Below are 23,544 nucleotides of genomic sequence, written 5' to 3'. Positions count from 1 at the left end.
AAAATCTCGGAGGGTGTTATCAATGGAAGAGAAAAAACTTTGGATAAATGGTAAATGGGTTGATACTAAAGATAGCTATGCATTAACATCACCTTTTTCAGGAGAAGTCATCGCGAAGGTAGCTAGGGCCTCTATTCAGGATGTTGAGCATGCAATTGAAGGGGCACACAAGGCGTTTCTTTCGTTTAAAAAGACAACTGCATATGAGCGAGCGGAAATTTTATATAAAGTCGTTGAGATTATGCGCGGTAGAAAAAATGAGTTTGCAAGAATCTTAGCTTTAGAAGCAGGTAAGCCTCTTTCAGCTGGGCTTCAAGAAATTGACCGTACAATTGCAACATACCAATTCTCAGCAGAAGCAGCAAAGCAATCGATGGGAGAAACAGTACCTTTGGACGCTGCTCCTGGAACAAAGGATCGAATCGGCTACACAAAACGTGTTCCAATTGGTGTCGTTTCAGCAATAACACCATTTAACTTTCCTTTCAATTTAGTAGCGCATAAATTGGGGCCTGCGTTTGCAGTTGGGAATACAGTTGTTTTAAAGCCTGCAACTCAAACCCCATTAAGTTCACTTATACTTGCGGAAATTTTTAAAGAAGCAGGTTTGCCAGATGGAGCGCTTCAAATTGTCACAGGGTCTGGCAGTGAATTGAGTGATACGTTAGTAACCCACCCTCTTGTTAAAAAGGTTACCTTTACTGGTAGTGGGGCAGTAGGGTTGAAAATTAAAGAAAAGGTTGGTTTAAGGAAAATTACATTAGAGCTTGGGTCAAATGCCGCTGTTATTGTAGAACCTAGTACACCAATAGATAAAATCATTACACGTTGTGTTGGAGGGGCATTTGGCTTCGCGGGGCAAGTTTGTATTTCATTACAGCGTGTTTATGTTCATGAATCCATCTATGATGAATTTACAAAAGCATTTGTAGAGGAGACTAAAAAACTAGTAGTTGGTGATCCATTGGATTTATCAACAGATGTTAGTGCAATGATCAATCCGAATGAAGTAAAACGTATTAAGCAATGGATAGAAGAGGCGATTGAACAAGGTGCTGTGATTGCAACTGGTGCTGAATTTACAGATAGAATACTAACGCCTACAGTTATGACAAATGTGAAGCCAGAGATGAAGATTGTTTGCCAAGAAACGTTTGCTCCTATTGTTTCGCTTGTACCGTATAAAAATTTAGATGAAGCTATTTCTTTAGTAAATGCTTCAGAATTAGGTTTAAATGCAGGGATTTATACGAATGTATTAACAGATGCAATGAAGGCTGCGGATGAAATTGAGGCAGGGGCTGTAGTAATTAATGACATCCCAACATTCCGAGTAGATAATATGCCTTATGGCGGTGTAAAAAATAGCGGCTATGGAAGAGAAGGCATTAAATATGCAATCGAGGAAATGACTGATTTAAAATTCATTACGATAAAAACAACGATATAAGATATACTTGCCCCTTTTTAATTTATTATATTTATTGAATTGTTTGTAATACTATATTATCAAAGGTAATATCAACAAAAAGGCAGTTAATTTGGAGGGCAATAGATGAGTAATGCAGTACCAATGAGTCAATCACGATCTTTTCAAACACACTTAGTATTACCACCTGATACGAACCAGCATAGCTCAATATTCGGAGGGAAAGTATTAGCGTATATTGATGAAATTGCAGCCATCACTTCGATGAAACATGCTAAATCTGGAGTTGTAACTGCCTCCATTGATTCAGTAGATTTTGTATCTCCTGCATATGTAGGAGACATTTTGGAATTGGAAGCCTTTGTCACATCTACTGGACGTACTTCTATGGAAGTCTATGTTAGAGTGATGTCTCGAAATATAAAAACAGGTGAAAAAAAATTAACGACAGAATCCTTTGTAACAATGGTAGCAATTGATGAATCCGGCAAACCTACTCCAGTTCCTGGCGTTTACCCTGAAACGGAAAGGGAAAAAAAGCTGTTTGATACTGGGCCAAGTCGACAAAAATTAAGAAAAGCAAAACGTGAAAATGCGAAAGAGCGTCGTCAGCTTTTAGATAACGAAGATCAGCAATAAAGAGCTGTCCATAAATCCTTGATGAGCGTTTCTTTTGTAGCTTAAATAATTTTAACTAAATACTAAGAAGCAGAAGGGCTGTCTAAGAAAATATGGATTTTTTCTTAGCGGCCCTAGCTCCTTTTTTACTAAGTCTTATATTATTCAGATAGTTCATGAACAACATTTAATAAAGAATCGGACGAAGAAGAAACTTGAGATGCGCTGGCTGTTAGTTCGCTGATTAAACTTGATATTTCACTAACGTCTTTTGAAGTGCTGGTATATTGTTGTTTAATACCTGATACAGCTTTTGCAATATCATTAAAGGACTCTTCTAAGTTTTGCTGTGTTTGTACACTTTTTTGAACTTGCGCATCAACGTTACTTACGGAAGTTGTCATGTTTTTAATATTATTTTCGGTCTCGCGAATAAGGTGTGATACATTTTGAACTGCATTTTTTGTTTCCTCAGCTAACTTTCTTACTTCCTCCGCAACTACAGCAAAGCCTTTTCCATGTTCGCCTGCTCTAGCTGCCTCAATAGATGCATTTAATGCCAGCAAGTTTGTTTGATCTGCAATTCCTGTAACTAATCCAACAATTTCACTTATTTTTTGAGAAGAGATTTTAAGATTTTTCATTGAATGCTCTAATAAATTGACACTTTCTAAGATCACGTTCATCAATTTTGTTTGAGTTTCCAAATGACTTTTTCCATAGTTTGATTTTTCCTCTGTATCTGCAACGAAGTTTAATCCGTGTTTTGTAGCAGCTGCGATATTTTCTGATTGAGAGGAAATGGCGTATAAAGATGCTGTTGTTTCCTGGCTAATTGCATTTAATTCCTCAGCGGTATCTTGAATTGTGGCTATAAGCGCAAGTTTTACATCCTCATCGAGCTTGCGGATGCGCTGTTGTTCAGCCTCATATGCTTGGATAACCAGCTGTTGCTCAAAGTTGATAATTTTTGAAAATGCATTAATTGCTTTTGCAGTATCTTCTTTTGACATGTCCAGCTCATTTACAAAGTTAATAAATGTAGTCATTAAAGATTGGAATGACCCTATATACCATTTTGACTCTAACCCAATACGAACATGTGCTGATGCAATGGTTTTGCGTTGTTCTATATAGTCGTTATTTATACGCCCCTCAAAAATTTCAGTTAAATGCTTTGTTAAAGTTATTTTTAATTTTTCAATTCTACTATTTTTATTAATAATATCCATCAAGTGGCCACTTAAACTCACTGCATCATAAAATTGATCGACCATATTAGGAATAAAATCTACTGAAAGCGGTTTCAATTGTCTTAAAACGGCTAAATCTTCTTTATTTAATTTAATGAGTTGCACATGCTTTAATAGTTCTGGATATTTGGAGAAATCAAGTTGAACCTGGCTTAAATATTTTTCAACTTCTAAACAATAAGATGAGTGTTTAATTGGTTTGCTTTTAAAGATAACCATAGTAGTTCTCCGTTCATTATTTAGTTTATGATTATTTAATGTTCCTATCTTCGTTATGATACATTAACTCTATTATAAGTTTCTATGTTTTGGATGAAATTACTAGTTATATATTGAAATTTTCCAAATTTCGTAACAATTTAAACCTATCCTCGGTTTGTAATTTGTAAGCATCCCATGTAAAATACGATTCAGTGTATTTGTATGAAAAACGTTAATTAATAAAGCAAGGGAGAATTAAATATGGAGAAGCGCCGCTTGAAATTTATTATCCCAACAATGGTTATTGTAGCGACTAGTGCTATTTTGATGCTAGTAAACTATTATGAGGAAGTTCCAACCTATCATAAGATTTTAATTGTCATTAGTGCAACCATTTTTTCGGGTATATTAGCTCATGGGTTGTTTCCGCATAATGATGAGGAAATACCAGATGAAAAGCCATCAAATATTAATAAAAAATCATCTAAATAATTAAACTTTAAAGAGCAGATGAATTTGGGTTCGATGCTCTTTTTTATTTTTATAAAAATATTAAATCTGATGAAACTAATGTTTAAGTTAGTCGTATATATACTATCAAGAAAAAAGTTAAGAGAGGCTGATATATAAATGGATAGTAAATGGTCAAAGGTCATTATACATGCTAGTGCATTTTTTGCTCCAGTGTTAGTTCCAATTTTATTCTTTTTATTAAGCGTAGATGAAGAAGTGAAACGAATTTCAATTCAGGCATTATTATTCCAAGCGGTAATGTGGTTATTGATTTTTATTTCCTCACTTTTAAGTTTCTTAATAATTGGCATTCCGTTCTTAATTATCTTCGGAATTATGACGATTGTCGTTCCGATTATCGGTATTGTTAAAGCGTTGGGTGAAACAAGCTGGGATTATCCAATCGTTGGAAGATGGGTATAATCAACTGTTTATAAAAATGATTATGTTTAATTAAAAAAAGAAATACTAATCGACAGAACGTTTAAAAAACGATTTTGTCGATTTTTTTAATATTTATACCAGCTCTAATTATGAAAAAAAGTTCTCTGCCAAGCAAGCTGCATGTGAATTTTTTATAAATTAATATAGGCGTTTAATTTGCATTTTGATTTTTCCATTTATATAATATAGTCAAAGATAGTCAAAGTCAGTAGCGAGTGAGGTGAGGTATAAAAAGTGAGAAATATATCTGACATCATTGAAGGTTATTTAAAGCAAGTTATCGAATTAGGTGGTCAAGGACATATTGAGATTAAACGCAGCGAATTGGCGGATAAATTCCAGTGTGTACCCTCACAAATAAATTATGTTATCAATACGAGATTTACTGCTGAAAGGGGTTATTTAGTCGAAAGCAAACGTGGAGGCGGCGGCTATATCCGAATTTTACGCGTAAAAGCAAATTCGAAAATTGACTTGCTGGAAGATATGATAAGGCAAGTTCATAATGGCGCCACACAATCTATGGCTGAAGATATAATCTACCGATTAATTGATGAAGAGGTCATTTCTAAGCGAGAAGCTAAATTGATGCTTGCTGCAATTGACCGAGCTACTCTTCGATTGCAATTACCGACTAGGGACGAACTCAGGTCTTATATTTTAAAATCCATGCTAACAACATTAAAATACGAATAATATGAAATGGTAGTGAAGCATGTTGTTCTACTTATTTAAAAAGCAGTAAATGAAATTTATAATTTTAAATCTTAAGTTAAAAAGAGGTGGAGGGTCATGATTTGTGAACACTGTAAAGAGCGGCAAGCAACTATAACGGTAACACAAGTAATTAATGGCCAAAAAAGTGAAAGACATTATTGTGAGGTTTGTGCCAGTCAGTTTCATCCTTTCAATTTAGATTTCCATAAAGAGGATCAAATACCAATACACCAACTTGTTTCAAATTTGTTTGGTCTACCTGTATGGAAAAGTGAAACACAGGAAAAGCAACAAACAGTCACACAAAAGGCTGCACAATGCCCAAAATGTGGATTTACTTTTCGCCATTTCTTGAATGAAGGCAAGCTAGGTTGTCCACAATGTTATGAGACGTTTAGTAAACAGCTTCCTCAAGTACTAACAAAAATTCAAGCTGGAACAAAGCATAGTGGAAAAGCTCCTGGAAAAATGAATAACAATAAAGAGTGGATGAAAAAACAAATTGAATCTGTACGTGAACAATTACAGGTAGCAATTGTAGAAGAGCGATTTGAAGATGCGGCTAAATTACGAGATGAAATAAGAGAAATCGAACGTAAGCTTGAACATGGGGGTGTGGATACACCATGAATCTTGAACACTTTTTAAAAAGCGGTGCTCCAGGTTGGATGGGTGATAAAGGACTTGATGCAGATATTGTATTAAGCACACGCATTCGTTTGGCAAGGAACCTAGATGGTTACCGATTCCCATTAAGCTTTACAGATCATGAAGCAATACAAGTAGATGAAATCGTAACAGATGCAATGCATCAAATAAGTAATAAAGAGCATAACTTTTCACATTTTACTATTAAAGATATGCCGCTATTACAGCGTCAAGTGTTAGTAGAAAAGCACTTAATAAGCCCGCTTTTATCTAAAAAAGAAAAATCGGCTTCTGTCTTAATTTCAAATGATGAAACGATTAGCGTCATGATAAATGAAGAGGATCATCTACGCATTCAATGCTTGGCGCCAGGGCTTCAACTTATAGAAACTTATGCACTTGCAAACAAATTAGATAGTCAATTAGAGAAACATTTACCATATGCTTATAATGAGGCTTTCGGTTATTTAACAAGCTGCCCGACAAATGTTGGAACAGGTTTACGGGCTTCAGTGATGATGCATCTACCCGCACTTACAATGTCAAAGCAAATTAAGGTGGTTACCCAAATGTTAGCGAGATTAGGGATGGTTGTAAGAGGCATTTATGGAGAGGGTAGTGAAAATTTAGGCAACATTTATCAAATTTCAAATCAAGTAACACTTGGAAAATCGGAAGAAGAAATTATCGACGACTTGCAAAGTGTTGTTGTACAGATTATTCAAAATGAGCGTGGGGCTCGAGAAGCGTTGTTGAAAAATTCTCGAATTGCTTTGGAGGATCGTTTTAATCGTTCGTTAGGTACATTAAAATATGCGCGTATTATGACAAGTGAAGAAGCTGCTGCTTGTTTATCGAATGTCCGTCTTGGAGTAGATTTGAATATAATCAAAGAAGTTCCATTAAATGTATTGAATGAATGTATGATTCTTATACAACCAGGCTTTGTGCAGCAATATGCCGGCACAACTCTGCAAGCAAGTGAGCGCGACGTATTTAGAGCAAAACTACTACGTGAAAAACTAAACGCGAAAACCCAAAAGTTAATGGAAGAAGGAGAGGAAAGATATGATGTTTAACCGTTTTACACAACGAGCACAAAAAGTATTGCAGTTAGCACAAGAAGAAGCAATTCGTTGGAAGCACGAATCAATTGGTACAGAGCATATTTTGCTTGGACTAATTCGAGAAGGCGGCGGTATTGCTGCGAAAGCATTAGAAGCCATCGACGTTAGCCCGCAAATGATTGAATCCGGCATTGAAGAGTTGGTTGGCAAAGGAACAAAAGACGTTGGTCCAATCGTACACTATACACCTAGAGCTAAAAAAGTGATTGAACTGTCTGTAGACGAATCACGTAAGCTTGGCCATGCATATATCGGCACTGAGCATATTTTGCTTGCGTTAATTCGAGAAGGTGAAGGGGTTGCAGCCCGCGTTTTAGCAAATGCAGGAGTAAGCTTAAATAAAGCTCGTCAACAAGTGCTGTTATTACTTGGTAACAATGATGCTGCTCAAAGCTCTTCAAATCCAACTCAATCAGTAAACACTCCTACATTAGATGGGTTAGCACGTGATTTAACAGCGATTGCTCGTGAAGGTTCTCTTGACCCTGTTATTGGCCGCAGTAAAGAAATTACACGTGTTATTGAAGTATTATCACGTCGTACAAAAAATAACCCTGTTTTAATTGGTGAACCAGGTGTTGGTAAAACAGCAATCGCAGAAGGTTTGGCACAACAAATTGTCAACAACGAAGTGCCGGAAACATTGCGCGACAAACGTGTAATGACTTTAGACATGGGGACTGTTGTTGCTGGTACAAAGTATCGCGGTGAATTCGAAGATCGTTTGAAAAAGGTAATGGATGAAATTCGCCAAGCAGGCAACGTTATTTTATTCATTGATGAATTGCATACATTAATCGGTGCAGGTGGTGCAGAAGGTGCTATCGATGCTTCAAATATTTTAAAACCATCATTAGCGCGAGGAGAGCTGCAATGTATCGGTGCAACAACATTAGATGAGTACCGTAAATATATTGAAAAAGATGCTGCCCTAGAGCGTCGTTTCCAACCAATTCAAGTCGATGAACCGTCTGTTGAAGAAACAATTCAAATTATTAATGGTTTACGTGACCGCTATGAAGCACATCACCGTGTGAAAATTACGGATGAGGCAGTAGAAGCGGCAGCAAAATTATCAGACCGTTATATTTCAGATCGTTTCTTGCCAGATAAAGCAATTGACTTAATCGATGAGGCTGGATCAAAAGTACGTTTACGTTCATTTACAGTTCCGCCAAACTTAAAAGCGTTGGAAGATAAACTTGAAAATGTCCGAAACGAAAAAAATGCTGCAGTATCAAGCCAAGAGTTTGAAAAAGCGGCAGCACTTCGCGACACGGAACAAAAGATTAAAGATGAACTAGAGCAAACAAAGAAAACTTGGAAAGAAAAACAAGGAAAAGAAGAATCAAAAGTAACAGTGGATGATATTGCAATGGTAGTATCGATGTGGACTGGAATTCCAGTTTCAAAAATTGCACAAGAAGAATCTGCAAAGCTTCTTAACCTTGAAGAAGAGCTGCACAAACGTGTAGTTGGCCAAGGAGAAGCGGTAGAAGCAATTTCCCGTGCAATTCGCCGTGCTCGTGCAGGTTTAAAAGATCCTAAGCGTCCGATTGGTTCCTTTATCTTCTTAGGTCCAACAGGTGTTGGTAAAACTGAACTTGCCCGTGCGTTGGCGGAAGTAATGTTTGGCGATGAGGATGCAATGATTCGTATCGACATGTCTGAATACATGGAGAAACATTCAACATCACGTCTAGTTGGTTCACCTCCAGGATATGTTGGATTTGATGAGGGTGGCCAACTAACAGAAAAAGTACGCCGCAAACCATATTCTGTTGTATTGCTTGATGAAATTGAAAAAGCACATCCTGATGTGTTTAACATTTTACTTCAAGTACTAGATGATGGCCGCTTAACTGATTCAAAAGGCCGCACTGTAGATTTCCGCAATACAGTTGTCATTATGACATCTAACGTAGGTGCAGATGCATTGAAATACAGAAAAAGTTTAGGCTTTGGTGTAGGCGACACATCTGACAAATACAAAGACATGAAAGGAACAATGATGGAAGAGCTTAAAAAAGCGTTCCGTCCAGAGTTCTTAAACCGTATTGATGAAATGATTGTCTTCCACTCACTAGAAAAAGATGAGTTAAAACAGATTATTTCATTAATGGCTAACTCTTTAACTGCTCGTCTAAAAGAGCAAAATATCGAGCTCGAATTAACAGATGCAGCGCTTAATAAAATCGCTGAAGAAGGCTATGATCCGCAATATGGAGCACGCCCATTACGCCGTGCACTCCAAAAACATGTTGAGGACCGCCTTTCAGAAGAATTGCTAAAAGGAACTGTATCAACTGGCGGGCAAATTGTCTTTGATTATGTTGATGGAGAATTTGTAGTACGTCAGAAAAGTACTGTAGAAAGTTAAGTATATAAGGGTGTCTCATAAGTAAGGTGTCTTCTTATGGGCACCCTTTTTCGTTTTTAGGATTAGTGAAAGTAATTTATAATAATAAAAGAAAACGTTATAGGAGGGCATATGGTAAAAAAGAAAACAAAATTCTGTTGTAACTCCTGTGGTTACGAATCACCGAAATGGATGGGGCGTTGTCCTGGCTGTGGAGAATGGAATACGATGGTGGAAGAGGTTGAGGTTGTTTCGAAAGGACCGCGCGGAGCATTCCAACATTCTAATTCAGTTTCACAAAAAGCGACGCCTATTATTAATATAGAAACAGCGGAAGAGCCTCGCGTTAAAACGGAAATGGACGAATTAAATCGTGTATTAGGAGGGGGAATTGTCCCTGGTTCGCTAGTTCTTATCGGTGGGGACCCAGGGATAGGGAAATCGACATTGTTGATGCAAGTATCAGCACTCTTATCACATAAAGGACATCGAGTATTGTACATATCAGGAGAAGAATCAATGCGTCAAACAAAACTGCGTGCATCTCGATTAGGTGTGCAATCTCCCGAATTATTTATTTACTCTGAAACGAATTTAGAGCGGTTGAACCAAACAATTGAGGAGGTTCAGCCGAAATTTGTTATTGTCGATTCGATTCAAACAATCTATCATCCAGAGGTGACGAGTGCGCCTGGTAGTGTGTCCCAGGTGAGGGAATGTACCGCCGAGCTTATGCGAATAGCTAAAACGAAAGGCATTGCAATCTTCTTAGTTGGACATGTTACAAAGGAAGGCCAAATTGCTGGGCCGAGACTACTTGAGCATATGGTAGATACAGTTCTCTATTTTGAAGGTGAGCGTCATCATACTTACCGGATTTTGCGCAGCCAAAAAAACCGCTTTGGATCAACAAATGAAATTGCTATTTTTGAAATGGTCCAAGCAGGTTTAAAGGAAGTATTGAACCCTTCTGAGCTCTTTTTAGAGGAACGCTCGCACGATGCGGCAGGTTCTACGATTGTAGCTTCGATGGAGGGAACAAGGCCAATTTTAGTAGAAATCCAATCTCTTGTAACACCGACAAGCTTTAACTATCCAAAGCGGATGGCAAATGGAGTCGATCAAAATCGTGTACAGCTATTAATGGCAGTTTTAGAAAAACGAATGGGCATGTTATTGCAAGCACAGGATGCCTATATAAAAGTAGCTGGGGGCGTTAAGCTGGACGAACCTGCGATTGATTTAGCCATATTAACTTCTATTGTTTCCAGCTATAAGGATCAGGCTGTAAAAGCAACCGATTGTTTTGTAGGTGAGGTCGGATTAACAGGGGAAGTTCGTCGTGTTTCACGAGTGGAGCAACGTGTTCAAGAAGCAGCTAGACTTGGCTTTAAACGTGCTTTTATCCCAGCGTCAAACCTAGGTGGTTGGGATTATCCAAACGGCATACAAGTGATTGGAGTCGAAACAATCAATGACGCATTAAGAGCATGTTTCCATGATTTATAATTAGTTTAAAAATGCCCTTACTCTCAATTAGTGATGGAATGGGCATTTTTATCTTCATTACAGCTATGAATTGAGTGAGTGTGAGGGAACTTAGATTAAGTACTCCACGTCCTATTCCTGACGTTGCGCTTTCTCCTGCATCTGTACGACCACCAACATTACCTTGGCTAGCCAAGGAGTAATTCATTCTAATGTTGGGTAGAAATGAAACATACGATAAAATATACACTTCAAGCATCCAGTGTATTACTTTTACCTCAATTATTAAATTCCAAAGTGTAATTCGGGCAAAGTATATATGAACTATGTATAATTGAGGTTAATAAAAAGGAGGTGGAATTATGTTAAAAAGAGTGATACAAATTGCTTTCTTATTTATCGGTGGAGCGTTAGGTTTTGTTTTTTTACCGCCATTATACGAATTCATTAATTTATCATCTAATCCTTGGCTTAACAATCCGTATGTATCGGTAATACTAGGTGCAATTTTACTATTCCTTTTATCATTTTCATTATCAGACTACTTTGTTAAATTAATTGTTTGGATGGAAGGTATTTTATTTAAAGTTCCGGCCGCAGATCTGTTATTCGGTACGGTGGGGCTCATCATTGGGCTAATAGTTGCTTACTTTGTTGGTTTTGCAATTGAGCTTATCAAATTCCCAATCCTAACACAAATTTTGCCGGTTTTATTATCCATCATCCTTGGTTACTTAGGCTTCCGTGTAGGGTTTACTAAACGAGACGAACTCATTACAATGTTTTCAAAGTCTGGAGCAGTTTCAAAAAAGAAAAATACAGATGCAGCAACCACTGCTCTTGGTGAAACAAAAACATTGTATAAACTGCTTGATACTAGTGTCATCATTGACGGGAGAATTGCAGATATTTCATCCACAGGCTTTATAGAAGGTGTACTTGTAGTACCGCAATTTGTCTTAACTGAACTGCAGCATATCGCTGATTCCTCTGATACATTAAAGCGTACACGTGGCCGTAGAGGTTTGGACATTTTGAAAAAGCTTCAGGATGAACGTGCGACAACTGTTCAAATTTCAGAAGAAGATTTTGAAGATATTCAAGAGGTGGATTTAAAACTAGTTCGTCTAGCAAAGAAAATGGGCGCACAAATTTTAACAAATGATTTTAATTTAAATAAAGTATGTGAGTTGCATCATGTTCAAGTACTCAATATTAATGACCTTGCAAATGCAGTAAAACCAGTAGTTATACCTGGTGAAGACATGCAAGTTGTAGTGATAAAAGATGGTAAGGAACATAACCAAGGCGTGGCCTATTTAGACGATGGTACGATGATTGTTGTAGAAGGCGGCCGCAGCTTTATTGGACAATCAATAACCGTTACAGTAACAAGTGTATTGCAAACATCTGCGGGTAGAATGATTTTTGCGAAACCAAAAGATGAGCAAGTGGCATAATTGGCGACTATTAAATTTAAAGATAACGCGATAAAAGTTCGGTGTTTAGATTAGGATGTGGAAATTGTGCAGTATGAAGTAGTGCTTCCGGCAGCGGGCAGCGGCAAACGAATGGGAGCAGGTCAAAATAAATTATTTTTGTTGCTGGCAAATAAGCCGATATTAATTCATACGTTGGAGGTTTTCCAGCACGATGAAAACTGTTCGGGGATATGGCTAGCTGTAAAACCAGAAGAACGTGAGTATATACAACATTTGTTAGACAAGTACAGCATTACAAAAGTAAAAGGATTGCCTGATGGTGGAGAAGAAAGACAGCATTCAGTCCATTCTTGTATAAAGGAGATGGAGCAAGTCGACATCGTGTTGGTACATGATGCGGCAAGGCCATTCATTACACACGATATCATTGCAAAACTTACTTATACTGCAAAAGAAAAAGGGGCAGCAATAGCAGGCGTAAGAGCTAAAGATACGATGAAAAAAGTAAAAGATGGCATTATTATCGAAACAGTTGATCGCGATAGTTTATGGATGATCCAAACACCACAAGCATTCCGCTTTGACATAATAGCTGAAGCTGAAGATGTGGCTGAAAAAGTAGGCTTCCTAGGGACAGATGAAGCGATGCTAGTAGAGCGTCTTGGTCACACCGTACATATCGTTGAAGCCAGCTATGAGAACCTAAAGATGACAACTAAAGAAGACTTAGTATTAGGTGAAGCGATTTTGCGAAAACGCGAATCGGAATTGTTTTAAAGTAAAAACTCTCGTTAATCGGATTGATTAAGGAGAGTTTTTATTTTTCTAAGTCATATTAGATTAAAGAGCTTAGCAGATGCTTACAATTCAATATAATAGGAAATATGTTAATATATGAAGTGGTAAATTAGATAAACTAAAAAGTAAAGGATGGTGAATGCTGCAAAATCATAGACAGAATTATAATAATTCGAGCTCAACAATCGAATGATTTGGTCTAGGATGAAAGCGGCAGTACGATATGTTTCGAGTAGGACAAGGATTTGATGTTCATGCTTTTGCAGAAGGGCGTCCATTAATTTTAGGTGGGATTGAGATCCCTCATGATCGTGGACTTATTGGGCATTCTGATGCGGATGTGTTATTACATACAGTAACAGATGCGGCACTTGGTGCGATTGGTGAAGGAGACATAGGCCATCATTTCCCAGACACAGATCCTGCATTTAAAGATGCGGATAGCGCAAAATTGTTAGAACATATTTGGAAAATTGTTCAGGATAAAGGTTATGTATTAGGGAATGTTGATTGTACTATTATGGCACAGCGTCCAAAATTAGCGCCATATATTGAACAAATGCGAAATCGAATTGCAGAGCTATTGAATGCAGATCCTTCTCAAGTAAATGTAAAGGCAACAACGACAGAAAAGCTGGGCTTTACTGGCCGTGAAGAAGGAATTGCTGCTATGGCAACGATTTTATTGATTAAGAAATAGTTGTTTGTCGGGAGTAATCGTACAGGGGTCCAATTAATACTATTTAGGAGGCCCTAACTAGGTTGGAAATCTCTCGAAAGATATCTGTTTTCCATAAAAAGCATCAACTTTCATTTCTTAAATCAGAGTGGTAAAATTGACAAAGTTAACTACAAGCAGTTAAGCGTTCGGCGGAAGTCACAGATTTTGTAAAACCTTAGATTCGTGTAAAAGCGGATATTAAATCTGGATGCAATTACGTCGAGGCGTAATTGATTGAAACAATATAGGAGGCAGTAACTATGACAAAGGAAGTTCGCGTTCGTTATGCGCCGAGCCCAACAGGATTTTTACACATTGGTGGGGCGCGTACCGCGTTATTTAACTATTTATTTGCAAAGCATCACAACGGTAAATTTATCGTACGTATTGAGGATACAGATATCGAGCGTAATGTTGAGGGAGGAGAAGCTTCACAGCTTGATAACCTTCGCTGGTTAGGCATTATTCCTGACGAATCAATCGATATAGGGGGACCTTACGAACCATACCGTCAAATGGAACGTTTGGATATTTATAAAAAGCATGCTGAAGAGCTATTAGAGCGCGGCATTGCATACAAATGTTTCTGTACATCAGAAGAATTGGAAGCATCGCGTGAAGCACAAAGAGCAAAAGGCGTCGCTGCCCCAACTTATGATGGAAAATGCCGCCATTTAACAAAAGAAGAAGTAGCCGCTAAAGAAGCAGCTGGCATTCCCTACACAATTCGTATGCGTGTACCTGAAAATACGACATACCATTTCACAGACTTAGTGCGTGGTGATGTTACATTCGAATCAAAAGATGTTGGTGACTGGGTGCTTGTAAAAGCGAACGGAATCCCAACATACAACTATGCGGTTGTATTAGATGACCACTTTATGGATATTACACATGTTTTCCGTGGAGAAGAGCATTTATCAAATACACCAAAACAAATGATGATTTTCGATGCATTTGGCTGGGAATATCCTCAATACGGTCATATGACATTAATCGTAAATGAAGATCATAAAAAGTTATCAAAACGCGATGAAACAATTATTCAATTTGTTTCCCAATATAAGGACCTTGGCTATTTACCTGAAGCGATGTTTAACTTCTTCGCTTTACTTGGTTGGTCTCCTGAAGGGGAAGAAGAAATCTTTACTAAAGAACAATTCATCGAAATTTTTGATGAAAAACGACTTTCTAAGTCACCTTCTATGTTTGATAAAAATAAACTAACATGGATGAACAACCAATACATTAAAAAGCTTTCTCTTGAAAAAGTAGTGGAGTTGTCACTTCCACATTTACAAAAAGCAGGTCTGCTTCCTCAAGAATTGACAGCAGAACAACAAGCATGGGCAACTTCTTTAATCGCTCTATACCATAATCAAATGAGCTATGGTGCAGAAATTGTAGAATTATCAAGTCTATTCTTCACAGAAGAGATTGAATATGATGAAGCTGCTAAAGAGGTATTAGCAGGGGAACAAGTTCCTGAAGTAATGGCTGCCTTCAAAGCGCAACTCGAATCATTAGAAACTTTTGATGCACCCTCAATAAAAGATGCGATTAAAGCAGTACAAAAAGAGACAGGACATAAAGGGAAAAACTTATTTATGCCAATCCGCGTTGTAACAACTGGTCAAACACATGGCCCTGAATTGCCGGATTCCATCGCTTTAATTGGTAAAGATAAGGCGATTGCTCGAATTGAAAAATACGCTAAGTAATGACTTGCATTTTAATTGACATTTAAAAAACGTATTGTAAAATGAATTTAACTTTGTTGGATTATAAATATACCTCTATAGGTAGTTTCATAAAATTTAAAGCGTTGAGAAGGAGAAGTACGTAAATTATGTTCTCAAAGAGAGGGTCATCATCGGCTGAAAGTGACCTAGACCTCTGTTTTACGGAAATGCACCTTTGAGCACTTTGCTGAAAATAAGTAGGCAAGTCGGTTCGTCCTCGTTATTGGACTTTGAGCGGAAGGTATTATTATTTATTGTTCGGACTACCCGGGATATCGGCAATAAGGTACATTTATACCTTCAATCAGAGTGGAACCGCGCATTTTTAAGCGTCTCTGTCATTTTTTAATGGCAGAGACGTTTTTTATTTTCATTCAGCATGTGCTTTTAGGAGCTTCTTGGGGGAAATCCAACAACAAAGGGAAAAAGATAAAACAATATAAGGGGTGTTTATTGTGTTCAAAAGATTAAAGGAAGATATTGATAACATATTCGAAAATGATCCAGCTGCTCGTAGTGTATTGGAAGTTGTCCTAACTTATTCAGGTCTTCATGCTACTTGGTCGCACCGTATTGCACACTGGTTTTATAAGAGAAAATTTTTCTTTATCGCACGCGCTATTTCTCAAATAAGTAAATTCTTTACTGGAATTGAAATTCACCCTGGTGCCAAAATCGGCCGACGTTTCTTTATTGACCATGGTACAGGGGTTGTGATTGGCGAAACATGTGAAATTGGTGATAATGTTATTCTGTATCAAGGAGTTACACTAGGTGGTACAGGAAAAGAAAAGGGCAAACGTCATCCAACACTAAAGGATAATGTTTTAGTTGCATCGGGCGCTAAAGTATTAGGATCCATTACGATTGGAGAAAATAGTAAGGTTGGTGCTGGCTCAGTTGTACTAAAGGATGTACCGCCAAATGCTACTGTAGTAGGCATCCCTGGAAAAGTTGTAATTCAAGATGGCGTTAAAACTACAGATAAAAAGCTTGATCATCAAAATATTCCTGACCCTATTCAGGATCGTTTTGAAAAGCTCGAAAAGAAAATTGAAGAATTGCAGCTCCAGCTATTGGAATCTCAAAAGGAGAGATAGAATTGACTATTCAAATTTTTAATTCTTTAACGAGACAAAAAGAACCATTTGTTCCGCTTGAAGAAGGGAAAGTAAAAATGTATGTATGCGGTCCGACCGTTTATAACTTTATTCACATCGGGAATGCCCGTCCAGTTATCGTTTATGATACGGTTCGCCGCTACTTTCAATATAAAGGATTTGAAGTGAAATACGTTTCAAACTTCACTGATGTTGATGACAAAATTATTAAAGCAGCTAATGAACTAGGTGAAGAAGTTTCTGAATTAACGAATCGGTTCATTAATGCTTATTTTGATGATATTACTGCGTTAGGTTGTAAAAAAGCAGATGTACATCCTCGTGTAACAAATCATATGGAAGATATTATTTCGTTTATCGGTACTCTTATAGAAAAAGGGTATGCTTATGAATCACAAGGAGATGTTTATTACCGCACACGTAAATTTGATGGCTACGGAAAACTTTCACATCAGTCGATTGATGATTTAAAAGTTGGGGCACGTATTGAAGCCGGTGAGAAAAAAGAGGACCCGCTTGATTTTGCGCTTTGGAAGGCGGCAAAACCGGGTGAAATCAAATGGGAGAGTCCTTGGGGAGATGGTCGACCAGGATGGCATATTGAATGTTCTGTAATGGCTCGTGAACATTTAGGTGACACAATTGACATTCATGCAGGAGGTCAAGACTTAACATTCCCTCATCATGAGAATGAGATTGCGCAATCTGAAAGTTATACAGGGAAAACCTTTGCTCGTTATTGGATGCATAACGGTTACATTAACATCGACAATGAAAAAATGTCGAAATCACTTGGTAACTTTGTTTTAGTAAATGATATCCGTCAGCAAATTGATCCCCAGGTTTTACGTTTCTTTATGCTGTCTGTACATTACCGTCACCCAATTAATTTTGCGCAAGATTTAGTTGAATCAGCACGTTCGGGTCTAGAACGACTTCGTACAGCATATTCAAATGTTCAATATCGCTTAAGCGCATCAGCAAACTTATCAAAAAATGGTGAAGAATATTTAGCGAAAATTGATGAAGTGAAAAAACAATTTGAAGTTGCAATGGACGACGACTTCAATACTGCAAATGCAATATCTGTATTATTTGAATTAGCGCGAATTGCAAATACGTACTTAAATGAAAGCAATACTGAAGAACGTGTGCTAAAAGCGTTGATTGAAACTTTTGATGTTCTTGGTGAAGTATTAGGCATTAAATTTTCCACTGAAGACGAACTTCTCGATGAAGAAATTGAAGCGTTGATAGAAGAAAGAAATATCGCACGTAAAAATCGTGATTTTGCCCGTTCTGATGAAATTCGTGACCAACTGTTAGGCATGAATATTGTTCTTGAAGATACTCGTCAAGGTACACGTTGGAAACGAGGTTTGTAAGATGCCGCAACTGCGTGTAGAAGATGTGAAACAATTAAATGCGTTAGCTTTAGCCTATATGGGGGATGCTGTTCTTGAGCAAAGAATAAGAGAGCATCTCCTCATAAAGGGGACGGCAAAACCAAATAGATTGCACAAAGAGGCAACAAACTATGTTTCTGCAAAAGCCCAGTCAATGATTGTTCACCGTTTAATCGATGAGAACTTTTTAACTGAGGAAGAAATTGCAGTATATAAAAGGGGCCGCAATGCAAAGTCTGGCTCTGTACCTAAAAACACCGATGTACTAACATATCGTAATAGTTCAGGATTTGAAGCGGTGTTAGGCAGTCTTTACTTAACAAAGCAAGTGGATCGTGTGAATGAGATTATTGATTATGCTATTCAAATAGTTGAACAATCAAAGGGGGCTTCGTAACATGAGTGAGCAAAATGGTGAAATGATTGCTGGAAAAAATCCAGTACTTGAAGCGCTTCGTTCAGGCCGTGAAATTAATAAATTATGGGTAGCTGAAGGGGTAAAAAAAGCAGGAATTCATGAGTTGTTAGACTTGGCTCGTGAACGTGGCGTCCTTGTTCAATTTGTTCCAAAGAAAAAAATCGATCAATTATCGGATGCAAACCATCAAGGGATAGTTGCCTCTGTGGCAGCTTATAAGTACGCGGAGTTAGAGGATTTATTTAATGCAGCAAAGGATAAAAATGAAGATCCTTTCTTCCTCATTTTAGATGAGTTGGAGGATCCTCATAACCTTGGTTCTATTATGCGTACTGCTGATGCGATTGGCGTACATGGCATTATTATTCCAAAACGCCGTGCAGTTGGACTGACTGCTGTTGTGGCGAAGGCTTCAACTGGTGCGATTGAACATGTTCCGGTTGTTCGTGTTACAAACCTTGCGCAAACGGTCGATGAACTAAAAGAACGTGGTATTTGGATAGCTGGTACAGACGCAAAAGGTTCGGCAGATTACCGAAAGATGGATGCAACCCTCCCATTAGCTATTATTATCGGAAGTGAAGGACGTGGAATGAGCCGTTTATTAAAAGATAAATGCGATTTTTTATATCACTTGCCGATGATTGGTCATGTTACATCACTTAATGCATCTGTGGCTGCTGCGTTGTTAATGTATGAAGTGTACAGAAAGCGTCAAGAAAAGAATGGATAAGATGCGTTATGCAAACGATTTTACTTGTTGATGGCTACAACATGATCGGCGCATGGAAAGAGCTGCGTCCTCTTCGTGATACTAATTTTGAGGAAGCCCGTAATCGCCTGCTTGACCTTATGGCAGAATATAGAGCTGCTATAGGGGCGCGGGTGATTGTTGTGTTTGATGCCCATTTAGTTCCAGGTGCGCAACAAACCTACGTTCAAAATGGTGTTGAAATTATTTATACTAGAAAAAATGAGACAGCAGATGAACGTATTGAAAAGTTAACAAATGAACTAAAGGGAAGAAAAATTCAAATCTATGTAGCTACCTCAGATATGACAGAGCAAAACGTAATTTTTGGAAATGGTGCACTTCGAAAATCCGCACGTGAATTAGAAATAGAAATGGAAATTATACAATCAAACATCTCAGCAGAAGTGAAGACGACACACGAGGAAAAACCGAAATCTAGAATACCTCTATCAAAAGAAGTTGAACTAGCTTTTGAGAAATGGAGAAGAGGTTTGAAATAACTAATTGACCGATATTTTCCATTTCCGTTATACTGTTCGTATTAGAATATCGAACGTTACTGGGGTGAGGCCGTTGCTAAAAGGTAGTCAAACACAAGTGTTACACCGATTTGAAGAGCTGTCAGATGAAATGCTTGTTGAGCAAGTACATCAAGGTAATACAGAAGCGTTAGATTATTTAATTACGAAATATCGGATGTTCGTTAAAGCGAAGGCACGTTCTTATTTTTTAATTGGAGCAGATAGGGAAGATATTGTCCAAGAAGGAATGATAGGTTTATATAAAGCAATACGAGATTTTAAGGGGGACAAGCTTTCCTCATTTCGTGCGTTTGCGGAGCTTTGTATTACTCGCCAAATTATAACTGCTATAAAAACGGCAACGCGTCAAAAGCACATTCCGCTTAATTCCTATGTTTCTCTCGATAAACCAATTTATGATGAGGAATCAGATCGTACATTAATGGACATCATTACGAGTTCGGAGTCAGAAGACCCTGAGTATTTAATGATTAATCGTGAAGAGTATTCACGCTTGGAAGAAAAGATTGGTGAAATATTAAGTGAGCTTGAGCAACAGGTACTTGCGTTATATTTAGATGGGCAATCGTATAACGAAATATCAGAAGAACTGAATCGCCATGTAAAATCGATTGATAATGCCCTGCAAAGAGTAAAACGCAAACTAGAGCGCCATCTTGAAATTGGTGAAATCGGATAAGCTAGCATTTCCGCTTGTTGACATCATAGTTATTAGGTGTTAGTCTTTAAAAGACAAAATGCCGAAATAGGTGAATTTCAAAATGGCAAAGAAGATAGTTTTATGCTGTGAGAAATGTGGGTCAAGAAACTACTCATTCAATGAAAAAGAAGGTTCAATAAAACGACTTGAATTGAAAAAGTTTTGTTCCCATTGCAATGAGCATACCGTGCATAAGCAAACACGATAACTTTATTCATCAAATAACATTGAAACATAGAATAGATGATTTTTTCGGAGGTTAAGCTAGAATGGGCAAGATTAAGCAATTTCTGCATGACGTAATGTCAGAAATGAGAAAGACAAGCTGGCCAAAAAGTAAAGAGCTTACAAAATATACAGTTGTCGTAGTTTCAACAGTTATTTTTATGGCAATATTTTTTGTGTTAGTTGATTTAGGCGTTTCGAAACTATTCCGTTGGTATTTAGATTTATAATTCATGCAATGTTAATATTTTGAAAATAGCCCGTCTTGAAGTTTGCGGGTTTTTTTCATTTGTTTTTATCTTCATTCAATAGGGGTTCAAACCTCTACTGAATGAAGATAAAGCCTCTGGCAGATGTCACGGATTTCGCGGGGAGTTGAGATAAGGAAGTTAACCTAAGTACGTCGCATCCATGCGACAACGGTTAACTGACCAACATTATGTTGGCCCAAACACGAGTCCGAAATCCGGACATAATTACGTCAAGGCGTAATTGATTAATTGTTGTAATTTGTGATAAACGTAAGAATATGAAGTTTCGTAAATACACATGCGACATAGTGAAGGAGGGACGGACGAAAGGTCCGAAAATAATATGGAAAAAAGATGGTATGTAGTTCATACTTATTCAGGCTATGAAAATCGCGTAAAGGCAAACCTTGAAAAGCGTGTAGAAACGATGGGGATGCAGGATAATATTTTCCGCGTTATAGTTCCGGAGCATGAAGAAACAGATTTAAAAGATGGCAAAAAACGTACAGTTATGCGTAAAGTATTCCCTGGTTATGTACTGGTAGAAATGATTTTAACAGATGAGTCATGGTATGTGGTGCGTAATACTCCAGGAGTAACAGGCTTTATCGGTTCATCTGGCGGTGGAGCAAAACCAACTCCGTTGTTGCCGGAAGAAGTAGACCGTTTACTGCGTCAAATGGGTATTACAAAAAAGGCAATCGGCGAATTAGACGTAACTGTCGGCGAAGTAGTAGAAGTATTGGATGGTCCATTTGCCCACTTCCAAGGTAAAGTGGAAGAAATTGACCTAGACAAAGGGAAAGTAAAAGTAATTATCGATATGTTCGGTCGCGAAACTAAGATGGAACTTGATTTTGAACAAATTCAAAAAATATAGTGTTATGTTAAAAACTTGAAGATAGAAATTTGTAAAAAATAGTTTATGCATATTCGAAATAATTGATGAATGGTGTAAAGATCCTTGGGGAACAGAGTGCCATAAACGCAAATTCGATTTTATAAACGGATAATATTTATACTTGCTTATATAAATTAAAAGTGGTATCATTTCATAGGTCAGACTGTCAATTTGATAGTCTGTCATATAAATTAATTTTTTAATGTTATCGGCAATTAGCTGACAGACAGATATTGAGTGGGAGGGGCAACCCAATTACCACATCACGGACTTAAGGAGGTGTGTCTCGTGGCTAAAAAAGTTATTAAAATTGTAAAACTTCAAATCCCTGCTGGTAAAGCTAACCCAGCTCCACCGGTTGGTCCTGCACTAGGTCAAGCGGGTGTAAATATCATGGGATTCTGTAAGGAGTTCAACGCTCGTACTGCTGATCAAGCTGGTTTAATTATCCCAGTTGAAATCACAGTTTTCGAAGACCGTTCTTTCACTTTCATTACAAAAACTCCACCTGCAGCAGTGTTACTTAAAGTAGCAGCAGGTATCCAATCTGGATCAGGTGAACCAAACCGTAAAAAAGTTGCAACGGTTAAACGTGATAAAGTTCGCGAAATCGCTGAACAAAAAATGCCAGACCTAAACGCTGCATCAGTTGAAGCGGCTATGGCGATGGTTGAAGGTACAGCACGAAGCATGGGTATTGTTATCGAAGACTAATTCCCATTTTTACTTGATGATGATGTTTTTGTTTTTGGAGGTTGCGTTAAGTTCGTATTGAACTCTCGCAACCTCTATTCGTGGGAGGAATATCCGCTACAACCACAATCAAGGAGGAAAAGATAATGGTAAAAAAAGGTAAAAGACTGCAAGAGGCAGCTAAATTAGTTGACCGTTCAAAATTATACACTGCTGAAGAAGCAATCGCTTTAGCAAAACAAACAAGTACTGTAAACTTCGATGCAACAGTTGAAGTTGCATTCAAACTAGGTATCGACACTCGTAAAAACGACCAACAAATCCGTGGTGCAGTAGTACTGCCAAACGGAACTGGTAAATCTCAACGCGTATTAGTTTTCGCTAAAGGCGAAAAACTTAAAGAAGCAGAAGCTGCTGGCGCTGACTACGTAGGTGATGCTGAATATATCAACAAAATCCAACAAGGTTGGTTTGAGTTCGACGTTATCGTTGCAACTCCAGACATGATGGGTGAAGTTGGTAAACTTGGTCGTGTATTAGGACCTAAAGGTTTAATGCCAAACCCTAAAACTGGTACTGTAACATTTGACGTAACAAAAGCAATCGAAGAAATCAAAGCTGGTAAAGTAGAATACCGTGCAGATAAAGCTGGTATTATCCACGCTCCTATCGGTAAAGTTTCATTCGATACAGAAAAATTAGTAGAAAACTTCTTAGCTGTATTTGATGTAGTACAAAAAGCTAAACCAGCTGCAGCTAAAGGTACTTACATGAAATCTGTAAACGTTACAACAACAATGGGACCATCAGTGAAAATTGATGCTTCTAGCGTAGTTAACAAATAATAAAATTAAAAAATGTTGACAACGACTCCCTTCTTTGGTAAGATGGATGTCGTTGTGAATATCCATTTGTACCGTAGACAGTAGGGGTGCTTGTCACTTAATGATCCTACCGAGGACATCGAAATCGGATTCTTTTTAGATGATGAATTTTCAGCCTCTAGTCTGCATTTGACTAGGGGCTTTTCTTT

At 37.8% G+C, this 23,544-nt stretch carries 25 protein-coding genes and 2 other annotated features (1 of these 27 only partly in view); of the genes, 24 read left to right on the top strand and 1 reads right to left on the bottom strand.

Annotated features, from left to right (window positions below; translation table 11 throughout):
• Window positions 1-22 precede the first annotated feature (22 nt).
• Both MKY04_RS21550 and MKY04_RS21545 read left to right on the top strand, forming a co-directional pair.
• On the top strand, window positions 23-1,450 hold the full coding sequence (locus tag MKY04_RS21550) for an aldehyde dehydrogenase family protein (protein ID WP_346235104.1): 1,428 nt from the start codon (window positions 23-25) through the stop codon (window positions 1,448-1,450).
• A 105-nt stretch (window positions 1,451-1,555) separates the two neighbouring features.
• Window positions 1,556-2,068, top strand: coding sequence for an acyl-CoA thioesterase (locus MKY04_RS21545; RefSeq protein ID WP_126292355.1), 513 nt, complete (start codon window positions 1,556-1,558; stop codon window positions 2,066-2,068).
• Window positions 2,069-2,208: 140 nt separating this feature from the next.
• Here the strand turns inward: MKY04_RS21545 and MKY04_RS21540 are convergent, their stop codons facing one another.
• The gene (locus MKY04_RS21540) at window positions 2,209-3,519 is read right to left on the bottom strand and encodes a globin-coupled sensor protein (RefSeq protein ID WP_126292354.1); all 1,311 of its coding nucleotides are present in this window, start codon (window positions 3,517-3,519) and stop codon (window positions 2,209-2,211) included.
• Between the two features lie 243 nt (window positions 3,520-3,762).
• On the opposite strand from MKY04_RS21540, the gene MKY04_RS21535 reads away from it, so the two are divergent.
• The 22 genes from MKY04_RS21535 (at window position 3,763) to rplA (ending at window position 23,356) form a co-directional block, all read left to right on the top strand.
• Window positions 3,763-3,993, top strand: a complete 231-nt coding sequence (locus tag MKY04_RS21535) for a hypothetical protein (protein ID WP_126292353.1) — start codon at window positions 3,763-3,765, stop codon at window positions 3,991-3,993.
• A 138-nt stretch (window positions 3,994-4,131) separates the two neighbouring features.
• On the top strand, window positions 4,132-4,437 hold the full coding sequence (locus MKY04_RS21530) for a DUF4870 domain-containing protein (protein ID WP_126292352.1): 306 nt from the start codon (window positions 4,132-4,134) through the stop codon (window positions 4,435-4,437).
• A gap of 255 nt (window positions 4,438-4,692) precedes the next feature.
• Window positions 4,693-5,154 (top strand): CtsR family transcriptional regulator, encoded by a 462-nt coding sequence (locus MKY04_RS21525; protein ID WP_346235103.1) that lies wholly within the window; start codon window positions 4,693-4,695, stop codon window positions 5,152-5,154.
• 96 nt (window positions 5,155-5,250) lie between these two features.
• Window positions 5,251-5,805 (top strand): UvrB/UvrC motif-containing protein, encoded by a 555-nt coding sequence (locus tag MKY04_RS21520; protein WP_126292350.1) that lies wholly within the window; start codon window positions 5,251-5,253, stop codon window positions 5,803-5,805.
• Window positions 5,802-6,902, top strand: coding sequence for a protein arginine kinase (locus MKY04_RS21515; RefSeq protein WP_126292349.1), 1,101 nt, complete (start codon window positions 5,802-5,804; stop codon window positions 6,900-6,902). The genes MKY04_RS21520 and MKY04_RS21515 overlap by 4 nt, the downstream gene beginning before the upstream one ends.
• Entirely contained in the window at window positions 6,892-9,330 is a 2,439-nt protein-coding gene (locus tag MKY04_RS21510) for an ATP-dependent Clp protease ATP-binding subunit (RefSeq protein WP_126292348.1), read from the top strand. Before MKY04_RS21515 ends, MKY04_RS21510 begins: the two co-directional genes overlap by 11 nt.
• A 111-nt stretch (window positions 9,331-9,441) precedes the next feature.
• Entirely contained in the window at window positions 9,442-10,818 is a 1,377-nt protein-coding gene (gene radA / locus MKY04_RS21505) for a DNA repair protein RadA (RefSeq protein WP_126292347.1), read from the top strand.
• Between the two features lie 341 nt (window positions 10,819-11,159).
• The gene (locus tag MKY04_RS21500) at window positions 11,160-12,257 is read left to right on the top strand and encodes a PIN/TRAM domain-containing protein (protein WP_126292346.1); all 1,098 of its coding nucleotides are present in this window, start codon (window positions 11,160-11,162) and stop codon (window positions 12,255-12,257) included.
• Window positions 12,258-12,323: 66 nt separating this feature from the next.
• Entirely contained in the window at window positions 12,324-13,016 is a 693-nt protein-coding gene (gene ispD / locus MKY04_RS21495; protein ID WP_126292345.1) for a 2-C-methyl-D-erythritol 4-phosphate cytidylyltransferase, read from the top strand.
• A gap of 244 nt (window positions 13,017-13,260) precedes the next feature.
• Complete coding sequence (gene ispF / locus MKY04_RS21490; RefSeq protein WP_126292344.1) at window positions 13,261-13,737, top strand: 2-C-methyl-D-erythritol 2,4-cyclodiphosphate synthase; 477 nt, start codon at window positions 13,261-13,263, stop codon at window positions 13,735-13,737.
• 281 nt (window positions 13,738-14,018) lie between these two features.
• A complete protein-coding gene (gene gltX, locus MKY04_RS21485; RefSeq protein WP_126292343.1) occupies window positions 14,019-15,479 on the top strand; it encodes a glutamate--tRNA ligase in 1,461 nt (486 codons plus the stop codon).
• A gap of 95 nt (window positions 15,480-15,574) precedes the next feature.
• Window positions 15,575-15,840: a binding site (T-box leader), on the top strand.
• 115 nt (window positions 15,841-15,955) lie between these two features.
• Window positions 15,956-16,600, top strand: coding sequence for a serine O-acetyltransferase EpsC (gene epsC, locus MKY04_RS21480; protein ID WP_126292342.1), 645 nt, complete (start codon window positions 15,956-15,958; stop codon window positions 16,598-16,600).
• 2 nt (window positions 16,601-16,602) lie between these two features.
• Complete coding sequence (gene cysS / locus MKY04_RS21475; protein WP_126292341.1) at window positions 16,603-18,006, top strand: cysteine--tRNA ligase; 1,404 nt, start codon at window positions 16,603-16,605, stop codon at window positions 18,004-18,006.
• Between the two features lies 1 nt (window position 18,007).
• On the top strand, window positions 18,008-18,424 hold the full coding sequence (locus MKY04_RS21470; protein WP_126292340.1) for a Mini-ribonuclease 3: 417 nt from the start codon (window positions 18,008-18,010) through the stop codon (window positions 18,422-18,424).
• Window position 18,425: 1 nt separating this feature from the next.
• Complete coding sequence (gene rlmB / locus MKY04_RS21465) at window positions 18,426-19,178, top strand: 23S rRNA (guanosine(2251)-2'-O)-methyltransferase RlmB (RefSeq protein ID WP_126292339.1); 753 nt, start codon at window positions 18,426-18,428, stop codon at window positions 19,176-19,178.
• An 8-nt stretch (window positions 19,179-19,186) separates the two neighbouring features.
• Window positions 19,187-19,699 (top strand): NYN domain-containing protein, encoded by a 513-nt coding sequence (locus MKY04_RS21460; RefSeq protein ID WP_126292338.1) that lies wholly within the window; start codon window positions 19,187-19,189, stop codon window positions 19,697-19,699.
• Window positions 19,700-19,772: 73 nt separating this feature from the next.
• A complete protein-coding gene (gene sigH / locus MKY04_RS21455) occupies window positions 19,773-20,420 on the top strand; it encodes an RNA polymerase sporulation sigma factor SigH (protein WP_126292383.1) in 648 nt (215 codons plus the stop codon).
• An 82-nt stretch (window positions 20,421-20,502) separates the two neighbouring features.
• Window positions 20,503-20,649 (top strand): 50S ribosomal protein L33, encoded by a 147-nt coding sequence (rpmG, locus tag MKY04_RS21450; protein WP_346235102.1) that lies wholly within the window; start codon window positions 20,503-20,505, stop codon window positions 20,647-20,649.
• 61 nt (window positions 20,650-20,710) lie between these two features.
• Window positions 20,711-20,896 carry a preprotein translocase subunit SecE gene (gene secE, locus MKY04_RS21445; protein WP_126292336.1) on the top strand — a complete coding sequence of 62 codons (186 nt, stop codon included), beginning with the start codon at window positions 20,711-20,713 and terminating at the stop codon, window positions 20,894-20,896.
• Between the two features lie 364 nt (window positions 20,897-21,260).
• On the top strand, window positions 21,261-21,797 hold the full coding sequence (gene nusG, locus MKY04_RS21440; RefSeq protein ID WP_346235101.1) for a transcription termination/antitermination protein NusG: 537 nt from the start codon (window positions 21,261-21,263) through the stop codon (window positions 21,795-21,797).
• A 309-nt stretch (window positions 21,798-22,106) separates the two neighbouring features.
• Window positions 22,107-22,532: a 50S ribosomal protein L11 gene (gene rplK, locus MKY04_RS21435; RefSeq protein ID WP_141396955.1), complete on the top strand. Its 426-nt coding sequence runs from the start codon at window positions 22,107-22,109 to the stop codon at window positions 22,530-22,532.
• A 125-nt stretch (window positions 22,533-22,657) separates the two neighbouring features.
• Window positions 22,658-23,356, top strand: a complete 699-nt coding sequence (rplA, locus tag MKY04_RS21430) for a 50S ribosomal protein L1 (RefSeq protein WP_126292334.1) — start codon at window positions 22,658-22,660, stop codon at window positions 23,354-23,356.
• Between the two features lie 53 nt (window positions 23,357-23,409).
• Window positions 23,410-23,544, top strand: a sequence feature (ribosomal protein L10 leader region) (it continues 7 nt past the right edge of the window).

The organism is Lysinibacillus telephonicus (assembly GCF_039654155.1).
GTDB classification, from domain to species: Bacteria; Bacillota; Bacilli; order Bacillales_A; family Planococcaceae; genus Ureibacillus; species Ureibacillus telephonicus.
Note: the sequence above shows the minus strand (reverse complement) of the source record. Positions and strands in the feature narration are given on the sequence as shown.

What these genes read in the sequence shown, in the direction of transcription:
- MKY04_RS21550 (WP_346235104.1), top strand. Translation starts at nt 23, where the DNA reads ATGGAAGAGAAAAAACTTTGGATAAATGGTAAATGGGTTGATACTAAA.
- MKY04_RS21545 (WP_126292355.1), top strand. Translation starts at nt 1,556, where the DNA reads ATGAGTAATGCAGTACCAATGAGTCAATCACGATCTTTTCAAACACAC.
- MKY04_RS21540 (WP_126292354.1), bottom strand. Translation starts at nt 3,519, where the DNA reads ATGGTTATCTTTAAAAGCAAACCAATTAAACACTCATCTTATTGTTTA.
- MKY04_RS21535 (WP_126292353.1), top strand. Translation starts at nt 3,763, where the DNA reads ATGGAGAAGCGCCGCTTGAAATTTATTATCCCAACAATGGTTATTGTA.
- MKY04_RS21530 (WP_126292352.1), top strand. Translation starts at nt 4,132, where the DNA reads ATGGATAGTAAATGGTCAAAGGTCATTATACATGCTAGTGCATTTTTT.
- MKY04_RS21520 (WP_126292350.1), top strand. Translation starts at nt 5,251, where the DNA reads ATGATTTGTGAACACTGTAAAGAGCGGCAAGCAACTATAACGGTAACA.
- MKY04_RS21515 (WP_126292349.1), top strand. Translation starts at nt 5,802, where the DNA reads ATGAATCTTGAACACTTTTTAAAAAGCGGTGCTCCAGGTTGGATGGGT.
- MKY04_RS21510 (WP_126292348.1), top strand. Translation starts at nt 6,892, where the DNA reads ATGATGTTTAACCGTTTTACACAACGAGCACAAAAAGTATTGCAGTTA.
- radA (WP_126292347.1), top strand. Translation starts at nt 9,442, where the DNA reads ATGGTAAAAAAGAAAACAAAATTCTGTTGTAACTCCTGTGGTTACGAA.
- MKY04_RS21500 (WP_126292346.1), top strand. Translation starts at nt 11,160, where the DNA reads ATGTTAAAAAGAGTGATACAAATTGCTTTCTTATTTATCGGTGGAGCG.
- ispF (WP_126292344.1), top strand. Translation starts at nt 13,261, where the DNA reads ATGTTTCGAGTAGGACAAGGATTTGATGTTCATGCTTTTGCAGAAGGG.
- gltX (WP_126292343.1), top strand. Translation starts at nt 14,019, where the DNA reads ATGACAAAGGAAGTTCGCGTTCGTTATGCGCCGAGCCCAACAGGATTT.
- MKY04_RS21470 (WP_126292340.1), top strand. Translation starts at nt 18,008, where the DNA reads ATGCCGCAACTGCGTGTAGAAGATGTGAAACAATTAAATGCGTTAGCT.
- rlmB (WP_126292339.1), top strand. Translation starts at nt 18,426, where the DNA reads ATGAGTGAGCAAAATGGTGAAATGATTGCTGGAAAAAATCCAGTACTT.
- MKY04_RS21460 (WP_126292338.1), top strand. Translation starts at nt 19,187, where the DNA reads ATGCAAACGATTTTACTTGTTGATGGCTACAACATGATCGGCGCATGG.
- rpmG (WP_346235102.1), top strand. Translation starts at nt 20,503, where the DNA reads ATGGCAAAGAAGATAGTTTTATGCTGTGAGAAATGTGGGTCAAGAAAC.
- secE (WP_126292336.1), top strand. Translation starts at nt 20,711, where the DNA reads ATGGGCAAGATTAAGCAATTTCTGCATGACGTAATGTCAGAAATGAGA.
- nusG (WP_346235101.1), top strand. Translation starts at nt 21,261, where the DNA reads ATGGAAAAAAGATGGTATGTAGTTCATACTTATTCAGGCTATGAAAAT.
- rplA (WP_126292334.1), top strand. Translation starts at nt 22,658, where the DNA reads ATGGTAAAAAAAGGTAAAAGACTGCAAGAGGCAGCTAAATTAGTTGAC.